The organism is Sphingobacteriales bacterium (assembly GCA_016706405.1).
In the GTDB taxonomy this organism is placed as follows: domain Bacteria; phylum Bacteroidota; class Bacteroidia; order Chitinophagales; family UBA2359; genus BJ6.
Window position 1 is genome coordinate 817,981 of the sequence record JADJJT010000002.1, and the last position, 19,584, is coordinate 837,564.

The window sequence follows — 19,584 nt, forward strand, 5'->3', positions numbered from 1 at the left end:
GGTATGGTAATTAAATACTAACTAAAAAATTAAATCTCATATTATGAAAAACAACACCAAGCAAATGCCTGACAATGCCACCAATTTTCCTACCGGAAATTGTTTGCTACATCATAAATTTTACTTTGCAACGGCAAACCCCAGCCAACACCAAAGTTTTGCCACCAACAACGGCATTCCAACCGGATATTTTTATACCGAAGATAATTTACCAACGGTTAAAGATTCTAACAACTATACACATTATTTACCATTTCGTTTGCCACAAAAGGGCGATATAGTTTTTAACACCAACCCAATACCAAACGATATTAGTGAACAAAAAAAAGGTTATATTGGGTATATGTGTACACAATCGGCAATAATGGTTTTAGACGCTGAAGGCTATGTTTTAATTAATGATGATTTAACAAAGTTCGATGATAAGGGGAAATTAATTACACTATTATACCCCGTACTAACGCAACCCGCAATTTGGAAATGTTTTGGCAAAATATTCCTTTTAGTTTTGGGTTTATTGATTGGTAGTGATAGTTTTGCTCAAGGTTGGGTTAAAACCTATGGGCAGGCAAAGCGCAGCGAAATGGGCAAACTTATTACGCAAAACAACGATACGTTGCTAATTTCAGTGCGCGACAGACAAAATGTTAATAATAAAGTTAATTATAAAAATAGCTTATGGGCTTTAGATTATAACGGCGATACTTTGTTTACCAAACTGCCCGGCAGTTATTACAAGTATATTGCCACCAAAGATAATAATTTAGTTTTTTCAGCAGATAAAATTGCTGAAAATACAATAGGGAGAATTGTTAAAACCACTACAAAAGGCGATACTTTGTGGACTTATAACGAAAAATTATATGGTGGTAAAGGAATAGAATTGCACGACAGTAGTTTTTTATTTATTAATCATGAGGAGGCGTATGATTCCGTAATAGTTTACGAGCCTGGTGATACCACTTTTTATATAGAATATGCAATCCCTGCGCTTGCTTTACATATTTCGCATGTCAATAGTCAGGGGCAGTTTTTAAACGATACTGTTTGGTTAAATCGTTTTTCAAAAGAACCGGCAGATTATGACAATGTTCTTTCAAATTGTGTATTGCCATATAAAGAAAATAAATTTATTGTTGCTGGTCGTAGTTGGATTGACTTTAACTCGACTTCTTCGTTTATTGCCCTTTTTGAGGGGTTCGACACCCCAACACTACTTTGGAGAAATACAGAAGCAGAGGGTGAGATTTTTGATTTATATTTGTTTGGCAACGAAAATATTTTAACATTGGGTAGTGTCGAACCGGAGAGCTTATATAATTTTCAACAGAAAAGCTCCTTTAACCTGTATAGTATTGATGGAAAATTGTTGAAACAACTTATATTACCTGATTCGCTAACCCTGCGCACAAACCCTATTTTAACGTGAATTCGGAGCTAAGCTATAAAAAATAGGGGGATTAGTATAGTTGATAGGAATAAAAACAGGAGCATAGTTATCTTTGTAGTGTCCAAAACTGCAAACAATACTACCCCCTGTTTTTATGAAGTCCAAAGATACAAAATTTGATGTGTCCATGTTATTTGAATTATTTTTTTGTAGATAATGCCTGTTTGCTGATGCAACAATGGGTTGCTCAGCATTGGCTTAGCGAAGGTAAAACAATGCCACGCCCTTCGTAGTGTGCCCAAAATTTCGGAAAGTGAGATACTTACGATTCTGATTTTCTACCACTATTCGGGCTATAAATGTTTTGAATATTACTATAAAGCATTGGTTTTGAATGACTTAAAGACCTATTTTCCTACTGCCCCATCCTACAACTATTTTATAGAGTTAATAGAACGGGTTGCTCTTCCTATGTCGATTTTAGCCAAATTAACCTGCCAGCAAGCAGAAAAAACAGGAATTTATTACATAGATGCCAAAGCGCTACCTGTTTGAGACATGCTCGAGCCAAGCAACATAAAGTTTTTGCTCAAACCGCCTCGAAAGGAAAATCTTCTATGGGGTGGTTTTTCGGCTTTAAGCTCCACCTGATAGTCAATCACAAAGGACAAATCGTGGACTTTGCTTTGACTACAGGACAGGTGGCAGACAATAGTAAAGACCTCTTAAACAAGCTATTAGAGAAAATATCAGGCACATTGTTTGGCGATAAAGGCTATTTGACTACCTTATGGTACAACATTTTTGAAAAAGGACTAAAAATAATTACCAAAGTCAAAAAGAATATGAAAAACAGACTAATGTCCTTAGAAGAAAGGCTCTTATTGAAAAAAAAAGACCTATGATTGAAGCCATTAATGATATTTTGACCCTCGGCTTTTGACTTAGAACATACCAGACACAGAAAACCACAGAATGCTTTTGTCCATATAGTTGCTAGCTTGGTAGCCTATCAGTTTTACCCCAATAAACCTCAAGTAGATCTTGCTAAAATTTACTAACTAAATCTCCGAACTCACGTTATTTTAGCACTTTATTCAGATGCTATTTTTTCAATGCCCTATAATGATGTGGTCTTTACTTTTTTGTATAGCAAAGATAATGCTTATTTATATAGCATTGATTCAGAATTAAATATGCAGTTGATTGCCACTTACGATTTTCCTAAACCCATTAAACCAGTTAGCATTTGCTACGATTTGACTGATGGGTACTATATTACAGGTTCTTACTACCCAAATGGAATTTCAGATGACATATCGGATACTATCTATACGGATTTGGTGTTAATTAAAACAAATAATAATTTTTCGTGCGCCCCCTATTCGCAGTTTGCCCTAACCCAAACCGATAGCCTTGTAACCCTAACCAATACCTCGTTTGGCGGCGATACTTACAAGTGGGTAATGGGCAACGGCGATACCCTGCTAAACCAACCCACTACCACCACCTATATTTACCCCACCAAAGGCGTTTACCAAATTTGCTTGGTAGCCGAAAATCTCTGCGGTAAAAACCAGCATTGCCAAACCATCAATTACGGTTCGGTGGGCATTAACAACACCACAATCACACCTATAAACATAAGTCAAACAGCTAATAACGAGGTAATAATTGGCAATTTAAGCCAAACCCCTATATTAAGCGTTAAACTATACAATAGTTGCGGGCAGTTAATGTATCACCAAGAAGCCCCTAATAGTAATAACGGCAGCTACACCCTAACCACCCACCATTTACCACCAGGGCTATACCAAGTAATAGCCCAAACCTCCCAAGGAATGTGCGTGGGCAAAGTGGTGGTATGGTAATTTTTCTTCGTTGGATGGAAGAGTGGCATCGCCCACAATTTAAATCGGGGCTATGTTTTTAGCAACCGTACTTTTAACCAGGGTGTGGTAAAACTATGCCCATCGAGGTGCAGTAACTGGGCAAACCGGGGCAAAATTATACTGCGGCGGTGGCTGCCGGCTTGTATAACTAGTTCATCGGCATATTTTTGCAGACTAATATTGTCGGTATCAATAAACGGCAATTTTACTGATAAATAGTAGAACCGTTCATCTTCGGCTACTTGCAGAGGGGTGTCGTGGTAAAAAACGGCATGGGGGTCTTGGTTGCTGTACAAACCTTGCCCAATATGTTTTAGTTTTTCGAGGCCAAACACCTCTTGCCCTAAATGTGGCACTTCAAAAATGGGCAGCGGCTTAAAACTGTCGTGTATTTCGGCGAGGTATTGTTGTTGGGTAGTGTAATAATTAGCAAAAAAGCCATCGGCAGGTTGTACGGGCAAAATTCGGTTTACTATTAGGGCATCGACATGGTAGCCGTAGAGTTGTAAATAGGTATAGGCGCGTTTTGCCTCTTGAATAACCATGCGCTCGGGGTTAGCAACAATACGCACCGAACAAATTTGAGGCTGCTGCATAATTTGCTGGATGCGACCTAATTTTTCAAAAAGCGCTTCTAATTCGGCATAACCTTTATCTAACGGAACGCCGGTAGTTTTGCGCACTACATAACCTAACGATTTAACAGCTTTACTTTGCCCCGGAAATGCCTTTAACATCCACGACTGCATAGCTTGCGGCATAGACAACAGGGTGAGGGTTTCTCCGGTTGGCGCACAATCTACCACTATAAGGTCGTAGTTACCCTCGTGATAATACCTGTCTAACCACAAAAAAGCGGCGGCTTCTTCCATGCCCGGCAGCACCGATAGTTCTTCGGCTACTACATTTTTTACACCTTTCCATTTAAAAACGGTAAGCATTAATTGGCGCATATTTCCCCAATATTTTTTCATGGAGTAATACACGTCAAACTCTTGCCCCCAAAGGTTGGGGCAAACTTCGGTAGGTTCGGGCGAGAGTGGTGTATTTAAGGCATCGGAAAGGCTATGGGCTGGGTCGGTAGAGAGCACTAAGGTTTTAATACCTTTTTGCGCGGCCATAAGTGCGGTAGCGGCGGCAGTAGTAGTTTTTCCGGTGCCACCTTTACCAGTGAAAAGCAAAATTCGCATAAAGTAATAAACAGATTTTGCAGTTGGTAGGTTCAATTAAAGGCTACTATTTTATCAACCGAACCGTAAGGTAGTTAGGCGACAGGTTTTCAATATCCGGAGAAAAAAACAAGGCCAACCAATACACGCCCGGTGGGTAATATCTATCTGGTATAAGTAAACCATCTAAATCTTCAAGCGTATAAAACTGTTTTGAGGTAGCTACTGCTTGCCCTTGAACATTTATAAGTTGGTAGGCAAATTTTTGTGTATAAAAAGAGGATGCTGATTGCATAGAAGCCCTGTTAATTTGTAGCTGCCAACCTAAATGAGGCAGGTAATAGGCGGTAATTTCCGGATATGATAGTTGCTTTTGTCCGGATAATGTTTGGTTTATGCCTGTACAATCGTCCACCTCAATAGTTTTTGAAATACTGTCTTCAATACCATCTTGGCCTAATACTTTAAGTTGTACGGTGTAAGTTCCTTTGGTAGCAAAAGTATAGGTAATAGTATCATCATAGGCAATATGCCCATCGCTAAACTTCCATTCTTGCGCTTGTGCGTTAAGGGCGGTGCTGTAAAATATCCAGGTTAAGCAGTTACTTTCAGTCACAAATTGGGCTAATATTGGCCCTTGTGTGGTTTGGGTTTGGGCTTGTAACAATAGCAAATGGACAAAATAAACCTTTAAAATGGCGGTTAAAATAATTGTTTTAACAAAAAATTTCATGGCAAATAAATAATTTTCAATTGACTAAGTGTTGATTGTCGGCTGATTAATAGACGGAAAAAAATTGCAAAAGTTGTTTGAGCCTGTCTAAATTTTATTTTCTAATTCTATTAAGCATCAATTTTATCATGGCAAGTTGGATCATTGTCTGGCTCGTTTCGGTTTGGAACTCAAAGTCTTTACTCAATCTTCGATAGCTTTCGAGCCATGCAAAAGTTCTTTCAACAATCCATCTTTTTGGCAATACTTCGAATTTCGAGGCTGTATTCGATCTACTTACAACCTCAACCACCCACCCAAACGTTTTGCGGGTATTTTCAATTAACTCGCCTCTATACCCGCCATCAGCTACTATCTTTACCAATCTGCAAAACCTGCCTCTGAGGTCAGCTATAACCATTGGGGCTGATTTACTGTCATGCTCATTTGCCGCATGAACCACAACCGCTAAAAGTAGTCCCATTGTATCTACAATAATATGCCGCTTTCTGCCTTTAACTTTTTACCCCCGTCAATCCCTCTGCACAAGCCTCCGACGCTTGTTGTCTTTACGCTCTGGCTATCAATTATACCAACACTTGGCGATGAAGCCCTGCCTGCTTGCTTTCGAGTCTTATCCCTGAGTATTTCATGGATGAGTTCTATCGTCCCATCCTTCTTCCACTTGGTAAAATAGTAGTAAACAAGCTTCCATGACGGAAAATGGAACGGCAGCATGCGCCATTGACAGCCAGCTTTTAAGCAAATAGAACAGCGCATTAAAAATTTCTCTTAAACTGTGTTTTCGTTTCCGTTTGTCGTCTAAAATGCCTAATATTGCACTCCATTGACTATCGGTGAGACTGCTTGGGTAGGTTTTCATTTTACTTTATGTGTTTGATTTTCATAAAGCTATGAATTATTATTTAAACGTCAAACTGATAGTCTTTATTCACATCTCTTTTAATAACTTTTTTCCTATCAATTTTTAGGACTGGCATGCCAATTTTTAATTTTTAGACAGTCTCTTCATTTGTTAATTGGTTTTTAAGGCGATTTATTCTGGCAATAGCTCACAAGATATGGATTGTTTCCATTTTAATCCGGAAAAAAAGATGGCAATAATGCCTCGGCGGCTGCTAAGTGTTGTGGTGTGCCGGTATCGCACCAAATATCGCCGGTATGGTTAAACGCCCTAATTGGCAGACCTTGTTGTGCGGCTGCTAAATAGGCTTCGATTATAGAAAAAACCGGATTGGGTTGTTGCCTTAGCACCTTAAATATTTTAGGATGCACAACTTGTACGCCACTAAACGCTACACTTGTTAAGGGCGGAGTTATTGTTTGAGCTGCCTGCCGCAATTGTATAATTTCATTTGTTTTAGTATTAATATGTTGCCAGGCATTAAGCAAGCCATTGGCATCGAACAATAATTGCCTGCTCGATATGCGATTTTGTACGGCTAAGGTGGCCAACAAAGTTTGATTGTATTTTTGGCTTTGTTGTAAATGTGCAGCGTATAGATTTTTTAGGTTTAAATTGGTTATTATATCGGCATTATGTACAAAAAAGGGCGCAGTTACCCCTTCGAAAAAAGGCTGGGCGTGTAATAAACCGCCTCCGGTATCGAGTAAAATATCGGCTTCGACTGAGCAATAAACAGTTAAACCATTTGGCTCGCGTTGGGCTAAATACTGTTGTATTTGTTGGGCAAAATGGTGCGCGTTTACTACAATATGTGTAACGCCGGCTTTGGCTAAACGTTGTAAAACTATTTCGAGCAGAGGTATGCCGTTTAGCGTACACAGTGCCTTGGGGCGGGTAAGGGTTAGCGGCTTTAGCCTGGTGCCAAGCCCTGCGGCAAATACCATAGCGTACATAAGAATAATTAGATGGCTTTTTTAAATGCGGATGTGAAAAACGCAAAAGTAGCGCATTTGAGTTGATTGTAAAATCAATTTGTGTCTTGTTTTTGCAAGCATTAAAAGTTTAAGTTTTAATTACAAACCCTTTGCCTTACCTTTGCCTATATTTTTAGTAAGATAGCCACCACACAAATAGGGCTAAGTATTGCCTATATCGGGATGAATATTTTTTATAGTTTTGGACGTTTCTTGTTGTTTATCCGGAATTCGTTGTTTATACGACCCGACAATATGGTTATGTACCGCAAAGAGGCTTTTAGGCAAATGAATAGTATTGGTATTGAGTCTATGGCTATTGTAGCGGTGGTTGCTTTGTTTATTGGAGCAGTTACAGCCATTCAGTTTTCGTACCAAATTCAAGATTTTGCCGTTCCTGCCTATTATATTGGTTATATTGTGCGCGACTCGATGATTATTGAAATGGCCCCTACTGTTTCGGCTATGATTTTGGCGGGCAAAGTAGGCTCGAACATGGCCAGCGAGTTGGGCAATATGCGCATTACCGAGCAGATAGATGCCCTTGAAATTATGGGCGTAAACGCACAAGGATATTTAGTGGGTACAAAAGTAATTGCCGCTTTGGTTACCATACCCATGTTGGTTGCATGGGCAGCTTTAATAGGCATTTTAGGGGGTTTAGGGGCAACATTATTGTCGGGTGCTGCTACACTTGGCGAGTTTAAACATGGCTTGATGGCTTTTTTTATGCCCATGAACTTTAGAGTTATGATTATAAAAAGTTGTTGTTTTGCCTTACTTTTATCAATAATTGCTTGTTTTCAGGGGTATTTTGTAAAGGGTGGCGCCGTTGAAGTAGGCAATGCCACCACACGCGCCGTTGTACAATCGAACATTGCCATTTTGGTTTTTGATTATATTATTGCTGCCATTTTGTTACAGTAAAAAAAGCAACCACGAATGAAGGTTTTTTACCATATCGGATCTTACTTTATTATGTTGGGGCAAATGCTAACCCAACCCGAAAACTACAAGGTTTATTTAACCGAACTGTTTAGGCAAATGAATTTAATTGGAGTTGGTTCTTTAATTATTGTAAGTATCATATCATTTTTTGTAGGTGCAGTAACAGCAGTACAATTTGCCTTCCAACTCGATTCGGGCTTTTTTCCTAAGTATTTGCTTGGTTTTATTGTTCGGGATACTATGTTAATTGAGTTAGCACCAACTTTAAGCTGTTTGGTGTTGGCGGGCAAAGTTGGGTCAAACATGTCGAGCGAGTTAGGCTCAATGCGCCTTAGCAGTCAAATAGATGCCTTAGAGGTAATGGGCATTAACGGTCTAAGCTATTTGGTGCTAACAAAAATTGTAGCTGCTATTATTATTGTTCCGCCTTTAATTATTTATTCAACTTTGTTGGGCTGTATAGGGGGCATGTTTGGAACGGTTAATTACGGCATATCGCCCACCAGTTACTACCAGGGTTTGTTGTACGTTTTTAATGGTTTTAACGTATTTATAATGTTATGCAAAGCGGTAGTATTTGCCTTTTTGGTGGCATCGGTGCCCTGTTATCAAGGCTATCATGTGCAAGGCGGTGCTTTAGAAATTGGCAAAGCCAATACTCGTGCGGTAGTTTATAGCAGTATTTTAATTATTTTGTTCGACTATTTATTGGCTTTTATATTAACTTAAAATTTGCCTTCACACCTTGTACGGCGCGTTTGCCGCTTTTTATTGCCTTGCTAAAGATAAAAATTACCCTACTTTTGTATAGTAAACAACGATTATTATTAAAGAGGGTGCATAAATAACCTTTACAAGTAGCGGTTTTAGCTAATGGTTATGTATATTTGCAGCTAACACCCCAAAACAACAAAAAAGTTTGCCTAAAAATTAAGTTTAACTGCTTTTAGATATGAAAATCAAATTTGGCTCAAGCACACACAGTAGAATTAATTTGTTCGCAATATGGATATTTTTAGTATCGGTATTATATTTTTTTCCGGATACTAAACTATGCGCCCAAGCCACCCAATTTATTACCCATCCGGATAAAATCCTTTTCGATGCCCGCCATGCCTATCAGCAAAACAATTTTGCCACCGCACGGCATCTTTTCGACCAATATCTGCTTCAAAATAATTATAATAATGTTAATGACAACACCATTCATGCCAACCCTGTTTTTGTAACGGAGGCAAAATTTTATCAGGCTGTGTGCGCTTATATGGTAAACGCCTCCGATGCCGAAATGTTATTGGCCAAATTTATTGACGAAACATCGAGCGGGCAATACGAGGCACAAGCCTATTTTTATTTGGGTAAATACTATTTTGCAAATGGAAATTTTAAAGAAGCCTTGGCTTGTTTTAGCAAAAGCGATACCCGTAACCTAACCGAAGAAGAAGCCGATGAGCTAAATTTTAAATTAGGATACAGCAATTTTACCAATAAACAATGGAACGATGCCAAAACCGCCTTAGCTAAAATTATAGACAAAAAAAACAGCGCTTACTACCATCCGGCTAATTATTACTACGGTTTTATAAGTTTGCAACAACAAAACTACAACTCGGCCATTGCCAGCTTTAACCGCTTAGACAAGCACAAAACTTACAGCCCCTACATTCCCTATTATACCGCGCTAATTTATTATTACCAAAACCGTTACAACGAGTTATTAGAATATGCCGAACCCCGTATCAACCAGCCTGGTGTTCAGCACCAAACCGAGCTAAACCAATTAGTAGGGTTAGTACATTTTAATAAAGGCAATTTCGAAAAAGCACTACCATTTTTAGAATTTTACGAATCGAAAAGCAAAAAATTATCCGGAAACGATTTGTATATGGTGGCGTTTACCCAATACAAAACCCAACACTACGACCGCGCCCTCAAAAACTTTTCTGAACTTAGCAATGCCAAAGACAGCTTAAAACAAAACGCGCTTTACCATCTTGCCGATTGCTACCTTAAAACCAACCAAAAGCAAGAAGCACGCAACGCATTTTTCAGTGCTTCGCAACTTAACGCCAATGCCGATATTAAAGAAACAGCACTGTTTAGCTACGCCAAACTATCTTTCGAATTAGGCTTTGACAACGATGCCATTAAAAATTTGCAAGATTTTATTGTAGCCTACCCAAAATCGAAAAATAACGTAGCAGCTTATAGTTTACTAAGCCAAGTATTTGAGTTTACGCAAAATTACAGCAAAGCGCTTGAAGTATTAGAACAAGTAGGTGGCAATAAAATACCCGAACTAAGCGAATCTGTGCAAAGGGTGGCCTATCTGCGCGGGGTTGAATTGTTTAACGAGCGCAAATTTGACCAAGCCATTGAACATTTTAATAAATCGCTGGCAGCAGCGCAAGAGCCATCCTACACGGCTTTAGCCCATTTTTGGACAGCCGATGCCTACTATCGCCAAGCCAAATATAATAATGCCATAAACCATGCCAACCGCTATTTAGCTACAGCAGGCGGACGAGCACAATCAGATAAGGTAAACCCTGCCAGCGCACGCTACACCTTAGGCTACGCCTTGTTTAAACAACAAAAATATGCCGATGCCTTTAGCCATTTTGAAGCCGTAACCGATGCATTGGCCAACAACAGCAATACCCAGCCCGTTATTGCCCCACTTTACCCCGATGCTTTGCTGCGCAGTGGCGACTGCCAATTTATGCAGCGCAACTATAAAAGTGCAGCCAATTTTTATAATGCCGTTATTAATAAAAGTTTACCTGGAACAGACTACGCTTATTTTCAGAAAAGTATGATTGCCGGACTAACAGGATTTCCGGAAGAAAAAATATCCGGAATGAAATCGCTAATTAAAAATTACGCCAACTCTTATTACACAGACGATGCCATGTATCAAATTGGCCTCACCCAAATTAGCATTAACCAAGGCAATCAGGCCATATCAACCCTCGAAGAACTACTTAAAAAATACCCTCAAAGCGATTATGCCCCTAAAGCTATTGCCAATATAGCACTTACCAATTTTAACCTTAATAATTTAGATGCCGCCTTGTTTAATTACGAGCGTATAATGAAACAATATCCTAAAAGCCCGCAAGCTAACGATGCCGTTATGGGCATACGCGACGTGTATGCAGCGCGCGGAGATGCACAAGGCTATATTAATTACATGCAACAATATCCAGATTTTGCCATTTCGACAAACGCTCAAGATACCCTAAGCTACGAAATTGCCGAATCGTACTACAATAAAGGCGACTGCACCAGCGCTATTAAAGAATTTACCGATTATTTGCATCTTTTTCAGCAAGGTGCATTTGCCTTGTACGCCCATTTTTACCGTGGGCAATGCCTGTATAGCCGCGAACTGTACGACCAAGCTCGCACCGACTACGACTACGTAATTGCACAAAAAGGAAACCCATTTATGGAACAAGCCTTAGATAAAGGAGGGCGTATAGCATTATATATTGATAAAAATTATGCAAAAGCACATGGCCTGTTCGAGCAATTACTCAATCAAACAACCCGGAAAGAATTAGTAATTGAAGCCTTGCGCGGTTTGGTGCGTACCAGCTATTTTACCCAAAACGCAACCGATATTAAACAATACACACAGCAGCTAATTACCCAACCAAATGCCACCCAAGACGATAAACTTGACGCCGTTTATTACCCTGCTTTGCTTGATTGGGAACAAAAACGTTATGCCGAAGCACTTCCTAACCTGCAAAAAGTGGCCAACCAAAGCGTAGGCCCCGAAGGTGCTAAAGCCCGCTACTGCATTGCCGATATTTACTTAAAACAAGGCAAATTAGAAGAAGCAAAAAATGCTTGTATGCGTGTGGCAAAAGAAACCCCATCGCACGAGTATTGGGTGGCAAAATCTTACCTTACTTTAGCAGACGTATATTTGGCCAATAAACAAATTTTTCAGGCAAAAGCCACTGTTGAAAGTATTATAGAAGGCTACGAACCCACAGATGATGGTATTTTACAAGCGGCCAAAGAAAAATTAAAGCAAATACAAACCCTTGAAGCACAAGGCTCAAAATTAGAAGAATAATACTAATAACTACACACGAAAACTTGTAAGTAAACCAGTAAACAAACAAATTAGGCCGGCAACAAAATACAACAACTTAGTAACGAGTTAAATGCTGCTGGTTAAACTTAAAACTGCATCCTTTTACCATGTCATATCGTTATATTATATTTATTGCTATGGTTGGGCTTGTATATTTAGCCGCCCCTTTATTAACTGTTAAAGCACAAAACAATGCTGGCGGCGACGGCACCGGTATTACCCCAGGAGAAATTGAGGTAGTAAAAGACTTTGCCCCTATTTTGGCCGATGCTGTGCGATACGAACTTAATCCGGATTTGCCCGGAACATCCGGAACCGGCTCAACCGGCACCGGCATAAAGCCCCAACGCCCTGTTTTTAACGACTACGATGTGCCTTCGCGCATGTTAACCCTATCGTACAAACCTAATAAAATTGAGGCTTTAACTTTTAGTGAAGATGGAAAAAGCAAAAATCGCCAGGCTTCAAAAGCCGAGCTATACAATGTTTGGCTAAAAGCCGGATATGGCAACCTTAAAACACCCATTGCCGATTTAGCCCTTACCACCAAACAAAATAAAAGCGTAGTGGCAGGTTTGCGCGCGCACCACATTCAAAGCGAAGACCCCAACGTAGCACTAAAAGATTATGCCCGCACCGGTGGGCAATTGTATGTACATGCCTTAACGAATGGTTTGCGCGTTGCTGCCGAAGGTATTTACAACCGCAACCGCAACTATTACTATGGCTACAACCATATAGATACTGCACTTAACGTTTTTCCGAGTCAGGTTAGGCAAACATGGCAAACTATTGGCGGCGGAATAAGTATTGAAAATGCTATTGAAAACAGCGCACGTACCGATTTTTTAGCCGATATACATTATTTTAATACCTCGGACAAACTATTTGACGTTACCGAAAATAATATTGAGTTTAAAGCAACTACTGCCACCAGATTGGGCAACAATATGCAAATTGGTATTTTTACCAACTTATTACATGCCAGCACAGGTACGCCGGGCTTAACTTTTAATGCTACTCCAAATTTTTTATATCGAAATAATATTATTGAAGCCCGCGGTGGTGTAACAGTTTTTAAAGATGATGCGGTTGGCGTTTTTCCGGATATAAGATTGCAACTGAACTTAGTATCTACAAAATTGGCCTTGTTTGGCAACTGGTATAAAAACGTCCGGATGAATACGTTGCAAAGCATATCGGCGCAAAATTGGTTTATTGCCCCATCAAAATCAATTGACTACCAACTTTTACCCACCACCATCCAAACGCGCGAAGGAGGTTTAAAAGGCACAGTTGGCTTAGTAGATTACCGCTTGTTAGTGGCACAAACATTAAACAAGCAACAAGAATTAATAATAAACCAACAAAACCAGCCACATTTTTTAGGCTTAACCTACGACTCAATGCTCACCAACCTGACAATACGAGCCGATTTAGGCATAGCATTGCTCAAAAAAGTTAACTGTATGGTTTATGCGGGCTGGCATAAATACGAAACCACCTCTCAACAGCAGGCTTGGCATTTACCCACCCTTGAGGCTGGCTTGTCGTTGGTTTATAAACCCATTTCCAAACTTCACTTACAAGCCGATGCCTTTATGGCTGACGGTGCTAAGGCGCTTCAACCCGATGGCAATATTTTTACGATAAAAACCTTGAAGGATGTAAATATTGGTTTAAAATACCAAATTAGTAAAAACTTTGGTCTATTTGCTCAGGTTAATAACCTAACCAATCAACGGCAAGTGTTATATTTGAATTATAAATCGTACGGTTTAAATGCTACTGGCGGTCTGTTGCTGCGTTTTTAAGTTAACAAGTTAGGAAACAATAAATAGCTGTGTATGCCCATGAACTATAAAAACTTATTTTTTTGGATTTTACGTTTAGTGGTGGCTGTTATTTTACTGCAGACGCTGTATTTTAAGTTTTCGGGCGCTGCCGAGTCGGTGTATATTTTTACCCAATTAGGAGTTGAACCCTATGGCCGTTATTTTAGTGGGGTAATTGAATTGATTGCAGCCCTTTTAATATTATACCCTAAAACTACCGGATTAGGTGCATTTTTAAGTGCGGCAACAATGGCCGGCGCAATAACTGGGCATATAGGCGTACTTGGTATAGAAATTGAACATGATGGAGGTACGTTATTTTTTTTAGCTTTAGCGGTATTTGTTGCAAGCATCATTTTGGCATGGCACTACCAAAGCCATTGGCGCAAATATGTTCCTTTTGTAAAAAAATAGTAATTGTTTCTTAATTCTACAAATCAATTATTCGCCCCAGCGATAGGTATTGGTTACCGGCAGATTAGCCAAATCCAATACTCTGTCAATAACTGTTGAGGCTAAGTCTTCAATGGTTTGTGGTTGACTGTAAAACGATGGGGACGCAGGGCAAACTATAGCTCCGGCTTGTGTGAGTGTTACCATATTATTTAAATGTATCAGGCTATACGGTGTTTCTCGTATTACAAGAATTAATTTTCTCCTTTCTTTTAACATAACATCGGCAGTACGGGTTAATAAATCATTTGAGATGCCAGTTGCAATACGCCCAAGTGTACCCATAGAGCATGGGCAGATGATCAAAGTATCGTATTTTGCAGATCCGGAGGCAAAAGGTGCGCCAAAATCGTATTTCTCGTAAACATCAAAAGGTAGGTTTATGAAATCAGAGTTTTTCAACTCGTGTTGCCAAACAATTTTTGCATTATTTGACCAAATAACACCTATTGAATCAATTTTATTTTGAATACTTAGTAGCTTGTCGAACAGTATTTTGGCATAGATTGAGCCGCTGGCACCGGTTACTGCCACAACAATTTTTCTTTTCATGTTTTTGATTTTTATTTGAAAGAATATTCGGTAAAGAGGGCAAAATTGTAAAAAAAGTTCGTACCTTGTGCCCTGAAACGGAAATACTGCTATTTTTACTACCAATATAACAGTTTATTTACTTGTTTCACATCGAAAAAGCCACATATTACAAGACAAATTAAATTTTCAAGCAACTGCCAATGCAAAAAGTACTACCGTTAATTTTTTTGTTGTTGCTCATTTTTGGCCTTGCTGCTGTTGGCGGCAATCCAAATGGCAATAACAACGGCAATACCTCTGCAACTAAAGATAGATCGGTTGGGCAAGTTAAATGGTTAACACTCGACGAGGCTATTGAATTGCACAAAGACGAACCAAAGAAAATATTTGTTGATTTATATACCGACTGGTGTGTTTGGTGCGCAAAAATGGATAAAGCCACGTTTCAAAATCCAATAGTAGCCGAATATATAAACGATAATTTTTATCCGGTTAAACTGAATGCCGAAACTGCCGAAACACTATATTTCAGAGGCAACGAGTATGCATTTTTACCCGAAGAAGGCCGGAATGGTCTAAACGAAATTACTCTTTTTTTAACTCGAGGCCAACTTTCTTTCCCCGCTGTAGTTTTTTTAGATGAAACCTTAGAAAATCCGCAACCAGTATCGGGCTTTTTAAATCCGGCAAATATGGATGCACTATTAAAGTTTTTCGGTGAAGACTATTATAAAAACGTTGATTGGGGCTTATTTAACCAACTTTATGAATCACCATTTTCGCAAGGCGAAAATTAATTTAAAACCATATACATGTTGGTTTGGAATACCTATATTTTTTAGAACAATAAGAAAAAAAACTATAATTTTTTCAAAAAACTAATTAAAAAAGTGACTTCCTGCCTTTTTTGCGTAAATAGATAGTATTAAATAAGTTATACTTTATAAATATCCAAATAATCAATATAATTTGGTCGTTTTTCGCAAAAAAAAGATGGGCATTATAAGTTTATATTTAGAAAAAAGAACTAACTTTGCCCTCATATTTAGTTGTTTATCTCCTTTAACTTAAATTTGTTGTACGAATGAAACATTATCTATTCGTGTTCGCATTAGCCGTTTTGAGCTTAGTTGCCAATGCACAGTCGCCAAACGATATGCCACCGAACCCCCAACCTGGCAAATGCTATGCTAAATGCTTGATTCCTGAACAGTACGAAACCGTAACCCAGCAAATTCTTTTAAAAGAAGCCTCAAGCAAATTTGAGGTTGTACCTGCAGTTTACGAGAATGTAACTGAGCAATTGCTTGTAAAAGAAGCTTACAAAGTTCTAGAAGTAGTTCCTGCTACTTTCTCAACCGTAACCGAACAAGTTATGGTAAAAGAAGCTGGCAAACAATTGGAACTAGTTCCTCCTACTTTCGAAACAGTTTCAGAACAAGTATTAGTATCGCCTGCTACTACCAAATGGACCCGCGGTAATGCTACCCAAGCCTGCTTACAAAAAAATCCCGATGATTGTAAAGTATGGTGTTACGTAGAAGTTCCCGCTCAATACAAAAACGTTACACGTCAAGTATTGAAAGCTCCAGCCAACACACGTGAAATTCCAATCCCTGCTGAGTACAAAACTATTACTAAAGCAGTTGTTGGTACCCCCGCTACTACCCGCGAACGCGAAGTGCCCGCCGAATACCGCACTATCACCAAATCGGTATTAAAAAGCCCTGCTACTACTCGCGATATCCAAATCCCAGCTGAATATTCGACCGTAACTACCAAAAAATTGGTTAGCCCAGGTGGTTTATCTGAGTGGGTTGAAGTAATGTGCGAAAGCAAAATAACTCCTCAACGTATTTCTGCTATTCAATCTGCATTGAAAGCTCGTGGCTACGATCCAGGCCCGATTGACAATTCGCTTGGAACACGCACCAAACAAGCTTTAGAAAAATTCCAAAAAGACAACAACTTACCTGTTGGCAACTTAAACGAGCCTACTTTAAAAGCCTTAGGTATTAACTAATTTTTATTAGACAATATCCTAAATAAAGTTGTTTTTTTAATATAACTTGTTTGTAAAAAACGGCAGCGCCAATTTATTTTGGTACTGCCGTTTTGCTTTTTATCACATGGAAATTGAAAGTAAAGTTGCGAATTTAATTTAACGCAAACGGCTTGCCATCGCCCAGTTATTAATAACCTCAGCCCAACTTTTTTCAGGTTCAAATACCATCTCAACGCTATAATTCCCAGGTCTTGAAACGGGCGCACCCATTAAACCCATGTTAATAATACATAAAGGATATAGTTGCCCGTTTAAATATAGTTTCCATGCGGGGTCGAAGGGAATAGCCCAGCATAATACACCAGCGGTTGGCAAGGATAAATTACCCTCGAAACGATTAAAATTTACACTGGTAAAATTCACCGAAATCAGGCTCTTAATCGTATCATCATTCTTGCTGTTTTGCCTTAAATTATAATCTTTATCGGCTTGGGTTATTGTTAAGAAGGCTGCGTTATTTTCCGGATTTATTATAGCTGTTGTTGTTAATAATTCTCTTTTCACGGCATCATCCGGAAGACTTGTAAAAGTATCTAAAGGCATCCAAGTATCATAAACAAAGCCCATTGGTTTATAGTAATCATTTTTGTAAACGGTAAATCCCTTATTCGCATGGATGTAAAAAGTTTGAATGGGATGTAAATGCTGATTATATTTGTTAGGTAGCGTATCGGCATAGATATTTGATAACACATATTTTACCCCAAGTAAACCCATAATTTCGGGGTATTTGCTTAAATTGGGCAGCCACCTATTAGCATTTGTTTTTACGCGACTTTGATGCTTGTTGTCGGGTAATAAGCCCAGTACTTGTAGCAACTGTGTTTGCCCCTTTGAATTAAAGGACGAATAAGCCGCTGTTCCGCAATAGTTTTGTACTAACGCATCGTTTAATCCGGTAATAGGGCCGCTGCGATAGGTTTTTTCTGTCCGGAAAAAAAAATCGGTAGTATCGGCTTGTTTAATTTTTTTTATTGCCTCGGCCGAGCCATCAAAATAACCTAAAGCAGTTTTATAGTTTTCACGAGGATTTGCACTTAGCTGATAGCTTTGTTCAGACCTAAATTGCATATTGTTGCGGACAAAAAATGACATTTCGCACACCAATATCAATAACAAAAATAGGTAAGCCCATGCAGGTTTAAATTTATTTACAAATAAAATTGAAAGGGTATAACCTGCCGTTGCAAGAACGGTTAGCAGGGCAGTTAGGCTAAATTTGGAGTTATAAACAGCCAATATAATTAGCATTGCCGCCAAGGCCAAAGTGGCAATTATTAAATTTTGTCGTTTAATTTTTTCCGGAAATTGTAAAATATTGGTAGCCACTAACAGGCACGATATTACTACCAAGCCCGAAAATCCTTGCCGCCAATAATCGCCCGAGAAAAGTAAAAAGGCATGGCGTAAAGGCTGAAAAACTATTAATAATCCCCAAAAACTCAATAAAAAAAAACCAGCCCGGCGTTGAAGTTTTGGCAAACTGCCCAATCCGGAAATTAGGATTAGCAAAACCCAGGCACCGGCATAAAAAACGGGAGCTTCGTAGTAGTTGTTCCATCCTGAAAAGTCATTGCCAATACCCAAGCTATCGGCGTGCAGCCATCGTGCTAATAAAGTAAAAAAATCGGGAAACCAATTTATCTCGTTGTTAATACTTGCCATGCGCGGGCTGTTAAAAATACGGGCAACACGGTAAGCATTTTCGGGAAGGTTAGTCAAAATAGCTGTAAAAACGATTGGAAAAACCCATAAACACCTGCGCCAAGCTTGCTTATTGGCTGTAGCAATTTGACGGTAAAGTAAATATATCAACGAAAAAATACCAAAGAGCCAAAACTGAAGGCTAAGACCCGTATAAAACGCACCTAAAAATAGTACTACGCCACCCCACCAGCGCTGCTGCCGTAGCCCTTCAATACCAAGCAGCCATAACAAGGCATGTAAAACTAAACGTGTATCGGTGTACCAGGTACTTGAAATAAGCATGTACCCCGAAAATGCCAACGATATTGCACCTATAACCGCCGAAATACCACTCGAAGGTTGTAAGCGCAACAACAGATAAAATAACAGTCCAATACTAAAAAATGAGCCATTGCCAACCAAAACTGACGTTTAACCAAATAGTCGGGGCCAAGTAGGGAGGCGGTAAGTACATTTTTTTCGAGGATTTTTATTGGGTGAGGAAGCCATACGTGCCCGGTGAAAATTCGGTTACCCAGCCCTTGCCGAAAATCGTAGCCATTGGCTTGATTGGTTCCGGATACTTCCGGATAGGTTTCGGCTTGCACCCATTCGGGGTAAAAAAGTTCACCGGCATCGTTGCCTACATCTTTAAATAAGTATAATTTATTGCCATTATAAAAACCCTGAAACCCAACTGCACCTATAAATAGTAAGGCTGCTAATAAAAGGGCAAAGTGGCGCATAACGTTAATTAATTGACAAAACAGGCGGTTATTTATAAGTTTAGAGGCAAAATTAATCTATAAAACCCAAAGCTCTTTGTCATGTTTAAGAGTTATAAACAGACACCACCAGCAATCCCGCAAATTTACACTTTTATTTTA

17 protein-coding genes and 1 pseudogene are annotated in these 19,584 nt (G+C 39.2%); 11 read left to right on the forward strand and 7 right to left on the reverse strand.

Features of this window, described 5'->3' with window-relative positions; all coding sequences use genetic code 11:
* Nucleotides 1–43 precede the first annotated feature (43 nt).
* The 4 genes from IPI59_09540 to IPI59_09555 all read left to right on the forward strand — a co-directional run bounded on the left by IPI59_09540 (nucleotide 44) and on the right by IPI59_09555 (nucleotide 3,261).
* Entirely contained in the window at nucleotides 44–1,429 is a 1,386-nt protein-coding gene (locus IPI59_09540) for a hypothetical protein (GenBank protein MBK7527776.1), read from the forward strand.
* A gap of 255 nt (nucleotides 1,430–1,684) precedes the next feature.
* Nucleotides 1,685–1,945: a hypothetical protein gene (locus IPI59_09545; protein ID MBK7527777.1), complete on the forward strand. Its 261-nt coding sequence runs from the start codon at nucleotides 1,685–1,687 to the stop codon at nucleotides 1,943–1,945.
* Nucleotides 1,942–2,295: a transposase gene (locus tag IPI59_09550; GenBank protein ID MBK7527778.1), complete on the forward strand. Its 354-nt coding sequence runs from the start codon at nucleotides 1,942–1,944 to the stop codon at nucleotides 2,293–2,295. The genes IPI59_09545 and IPI59_09550 overlap by 4 nt, the downstream gene beginning before the upstream one ends.
* Before the next feature lie 210 nt (nucleotides 2,296–2,505).
* A complete protein-coding gene (locus IPI59_09555) occupies nucleotides 2,506–3,261 on the forward strand; it encodes a T9SS type A sorting domain-containing protein (protein MBK7527779.1) in 756 nt (251 codons plus the stop codon).
* Nucleotides 3,262–3,311: 50 nt separating this feature from the next.
* Here the strand turns inward: IPI59_09555 and IPI59_09560 are convergent, their stop codons facing one another.
* The 4 genes and pseudogenes from IPI59_09560 to IPI59_09575 form a co-directional block, all read right to left on the reverse strand.
* Nucleotides 3,312–4,472 carry an ArsA family ATPase gene (locus IPI59_09560; protein ID MBK7527780.1) on the reverse strand — a complete coding sequence of 387 codons (1,161 nt, stop codon included), beginning with the start codon at nucleotides 4,470–4,472 and terminating at the stop codon, nucleotides 3,312–3,314.
* Nucleotides 4,473–4,518: 46 nt separating this feature from the next.
* On the reverse strand, nucleotides 4,519–5,184 hold the full coding sequence (locus tag IPI59_09565) for a PKD domain-containing protein (protein MBK7527781.1): 666 nt from the start codon (nucleotides 5,182–5,184) through the stop codon (nucleotides 4,519–4,521).
* A 94-nt stretch (nucleotides 5,185–5,278) separates the two neighbouring features.
* Nucleotides 5,279–6,046, reverse strand: a pseudogene (locus tag IPI59_09570) (IS5 family transposase).
* A gap of 215 nt (nucleotides 6,047–6,261) precedes the next feature.
* Entirely contained in the window at nucleotides 6,262–7,044 is a 783-nt protein-coding gene (locus tag IPI59_09575; GenBank protein ID MBK7527782.1) for a nucleotidyltransferase family protein, read from the reverse strand.
* Between the two features lie 210 nt (nucleotides 7,045–7,254).
* Between IPI59_09575 and IPI59_09580 the strand changes: the two genes are divergently transcribed.
* The 5 genes from IPI59_09580 (at nucleotide 7,255) to IPI59_09600 (ending at nucleotide 14,373) form a co-directional block, all read left to right on the forward strand.
* Nucleotides 7,255–7,992 carry an ABC transporter permease gene (locus IPI59_09580; GenBank protein MBK7527783.1) on the forward strand — a complete coding sequence of 246 codons (738 nt, stop codon included), beginning with the start codon at nucleotides 7,255–7,257 and terminating at the stop codon, nucleotides 7,990–7,992.
* A 15-nt stretch (nucleotides 7,993–8,007) separates the two neighbouring features.
* Nucleotides 8,008–8,742, forward strand: a complete 735-nt coding sequence (locus IPI59_09585) for an ABC transporter permease (protein MBK7527784.1) — start codon at nucleotides 8,008–8,010, stop codon at nucleotides 8,740–8,742.
* Nucleotides 8,743–8,965: 223 nt separating this feature from the next.
* Nucleotides 8,966–12,103: a tetratricopeptide repeat protein gene (locus IPI59_09590; GenBank protein MBK7527785.1), complete on the forward strand. Its 3,138-nt coding sequence runs from the start codon at nucleotides 8,966–8,968 to the stop codon at nucleotides 12,101–12,103.
* Between the two features lie 128 nt (nucleotides 12,104–12,231).
* On the forward strand, nucleotides 12,232–13,938 hold the full coding sequence (locus IPI59_09595; protein ID MBK7527786.1) for a hypothetical protein: 1,707 nt from the start codon (nucleotides 12,232–12,234) through the stop codon (nucleotides 13,936–13,938).
* 39 nt (nucleotides 13,939–13,977) lie between these two features.
* Nucleotides 13,978–14,373, forward strand: a complete 396-nt coding sequence (locus IPI59_09600) for a DoxX family protein (protein ID MBK7527787.1) — start codon at nucleotides 13,978–13,980, stop codon at nucleotides 14,371–14,373.
* Between the two features lie 27 nt (nucleotides 14,374–14,400).
* On the opposite strand, the gene IPI59_09605 is transcribed toward IPI59_09600, so the two are convergent.
* Nucleotides 14,401–14,964: a UbiX family flavin prenyltransferase gene (locus tag IPI59_09605; GenBank protein MBK7527788.1), complete on the reverse strand. Its 564-nt coding sequence runs from the start codon at nucleotides 14,962–14,964 to the stop codon at nucleotides 14,401–14,403.
* Nucleotides 14,965–15,146: 182 nt separating this feature from the next.
* Here IPI59_09605 and IPI59_09610 point away from each other — a divergent pair, with 182 nt between their 5' ends.
* Entirely contained in the window at nucleotides 15,147–15,743 is a 597-nt protein-coding gene (locus IPI59_09610; protein ID MBK7527789.1) for a DUF255 domain-containing protein, read from the forward strand.
* A 359-nt stretch (nucleotides 15,744–16,102) separates the two neighbouring features.
* Nucleotides 16,103–16,969 carry a peptidoglycan-binding protein gene (locus tag IPI59_09615; protein ID MBK7527790.1) on the forward strand — a complete coding sequence of 289 codons (867 nt, stop codon included), beginning with the start codon at nucleotides 16,103–16,105 and terminating at the stop codon, nucleotides 16,967–16,969.
* A gap of 138 nt (nucleotides 16,970–17,107) precedes the next feature.
* On the opposite strand, the gene IPI59_09620 is transcribed toward IPI59_09615, so the two are convergent.
* Both IPI59_09620 and IPI59_09625 read right to left on the reverse strand, forming a co-directional pair.
* Nucleotides 17,108–19,069: a YfhO family protein gene (locus tag IPI59_09620; GenBank protein MBK7527791.1), complete on the reverse strand. Its 1,962-nt coding sequence runs from the start codon at nucleotides 19,067–19,069 to the stop codon at nucleotides 17,108–17,110.
* On the reverse strand, nucleotides 19,030–19,443 hold the full coding sequence (locus IPI59_09625) for a hypothetical protein (protein MBK7527792.1): 414 nt from the start codon (nucleotides 19,441–19,443) through the stop codon (nucleotides 19,030–19,032). The genes IPI59_09620 and IPI59_09625 overlap by 40 nt, the downstream gene beginning before the upstream one ends.
* Nucleotides 19,444–19,584: the final 141 nt, after the last annotated feature.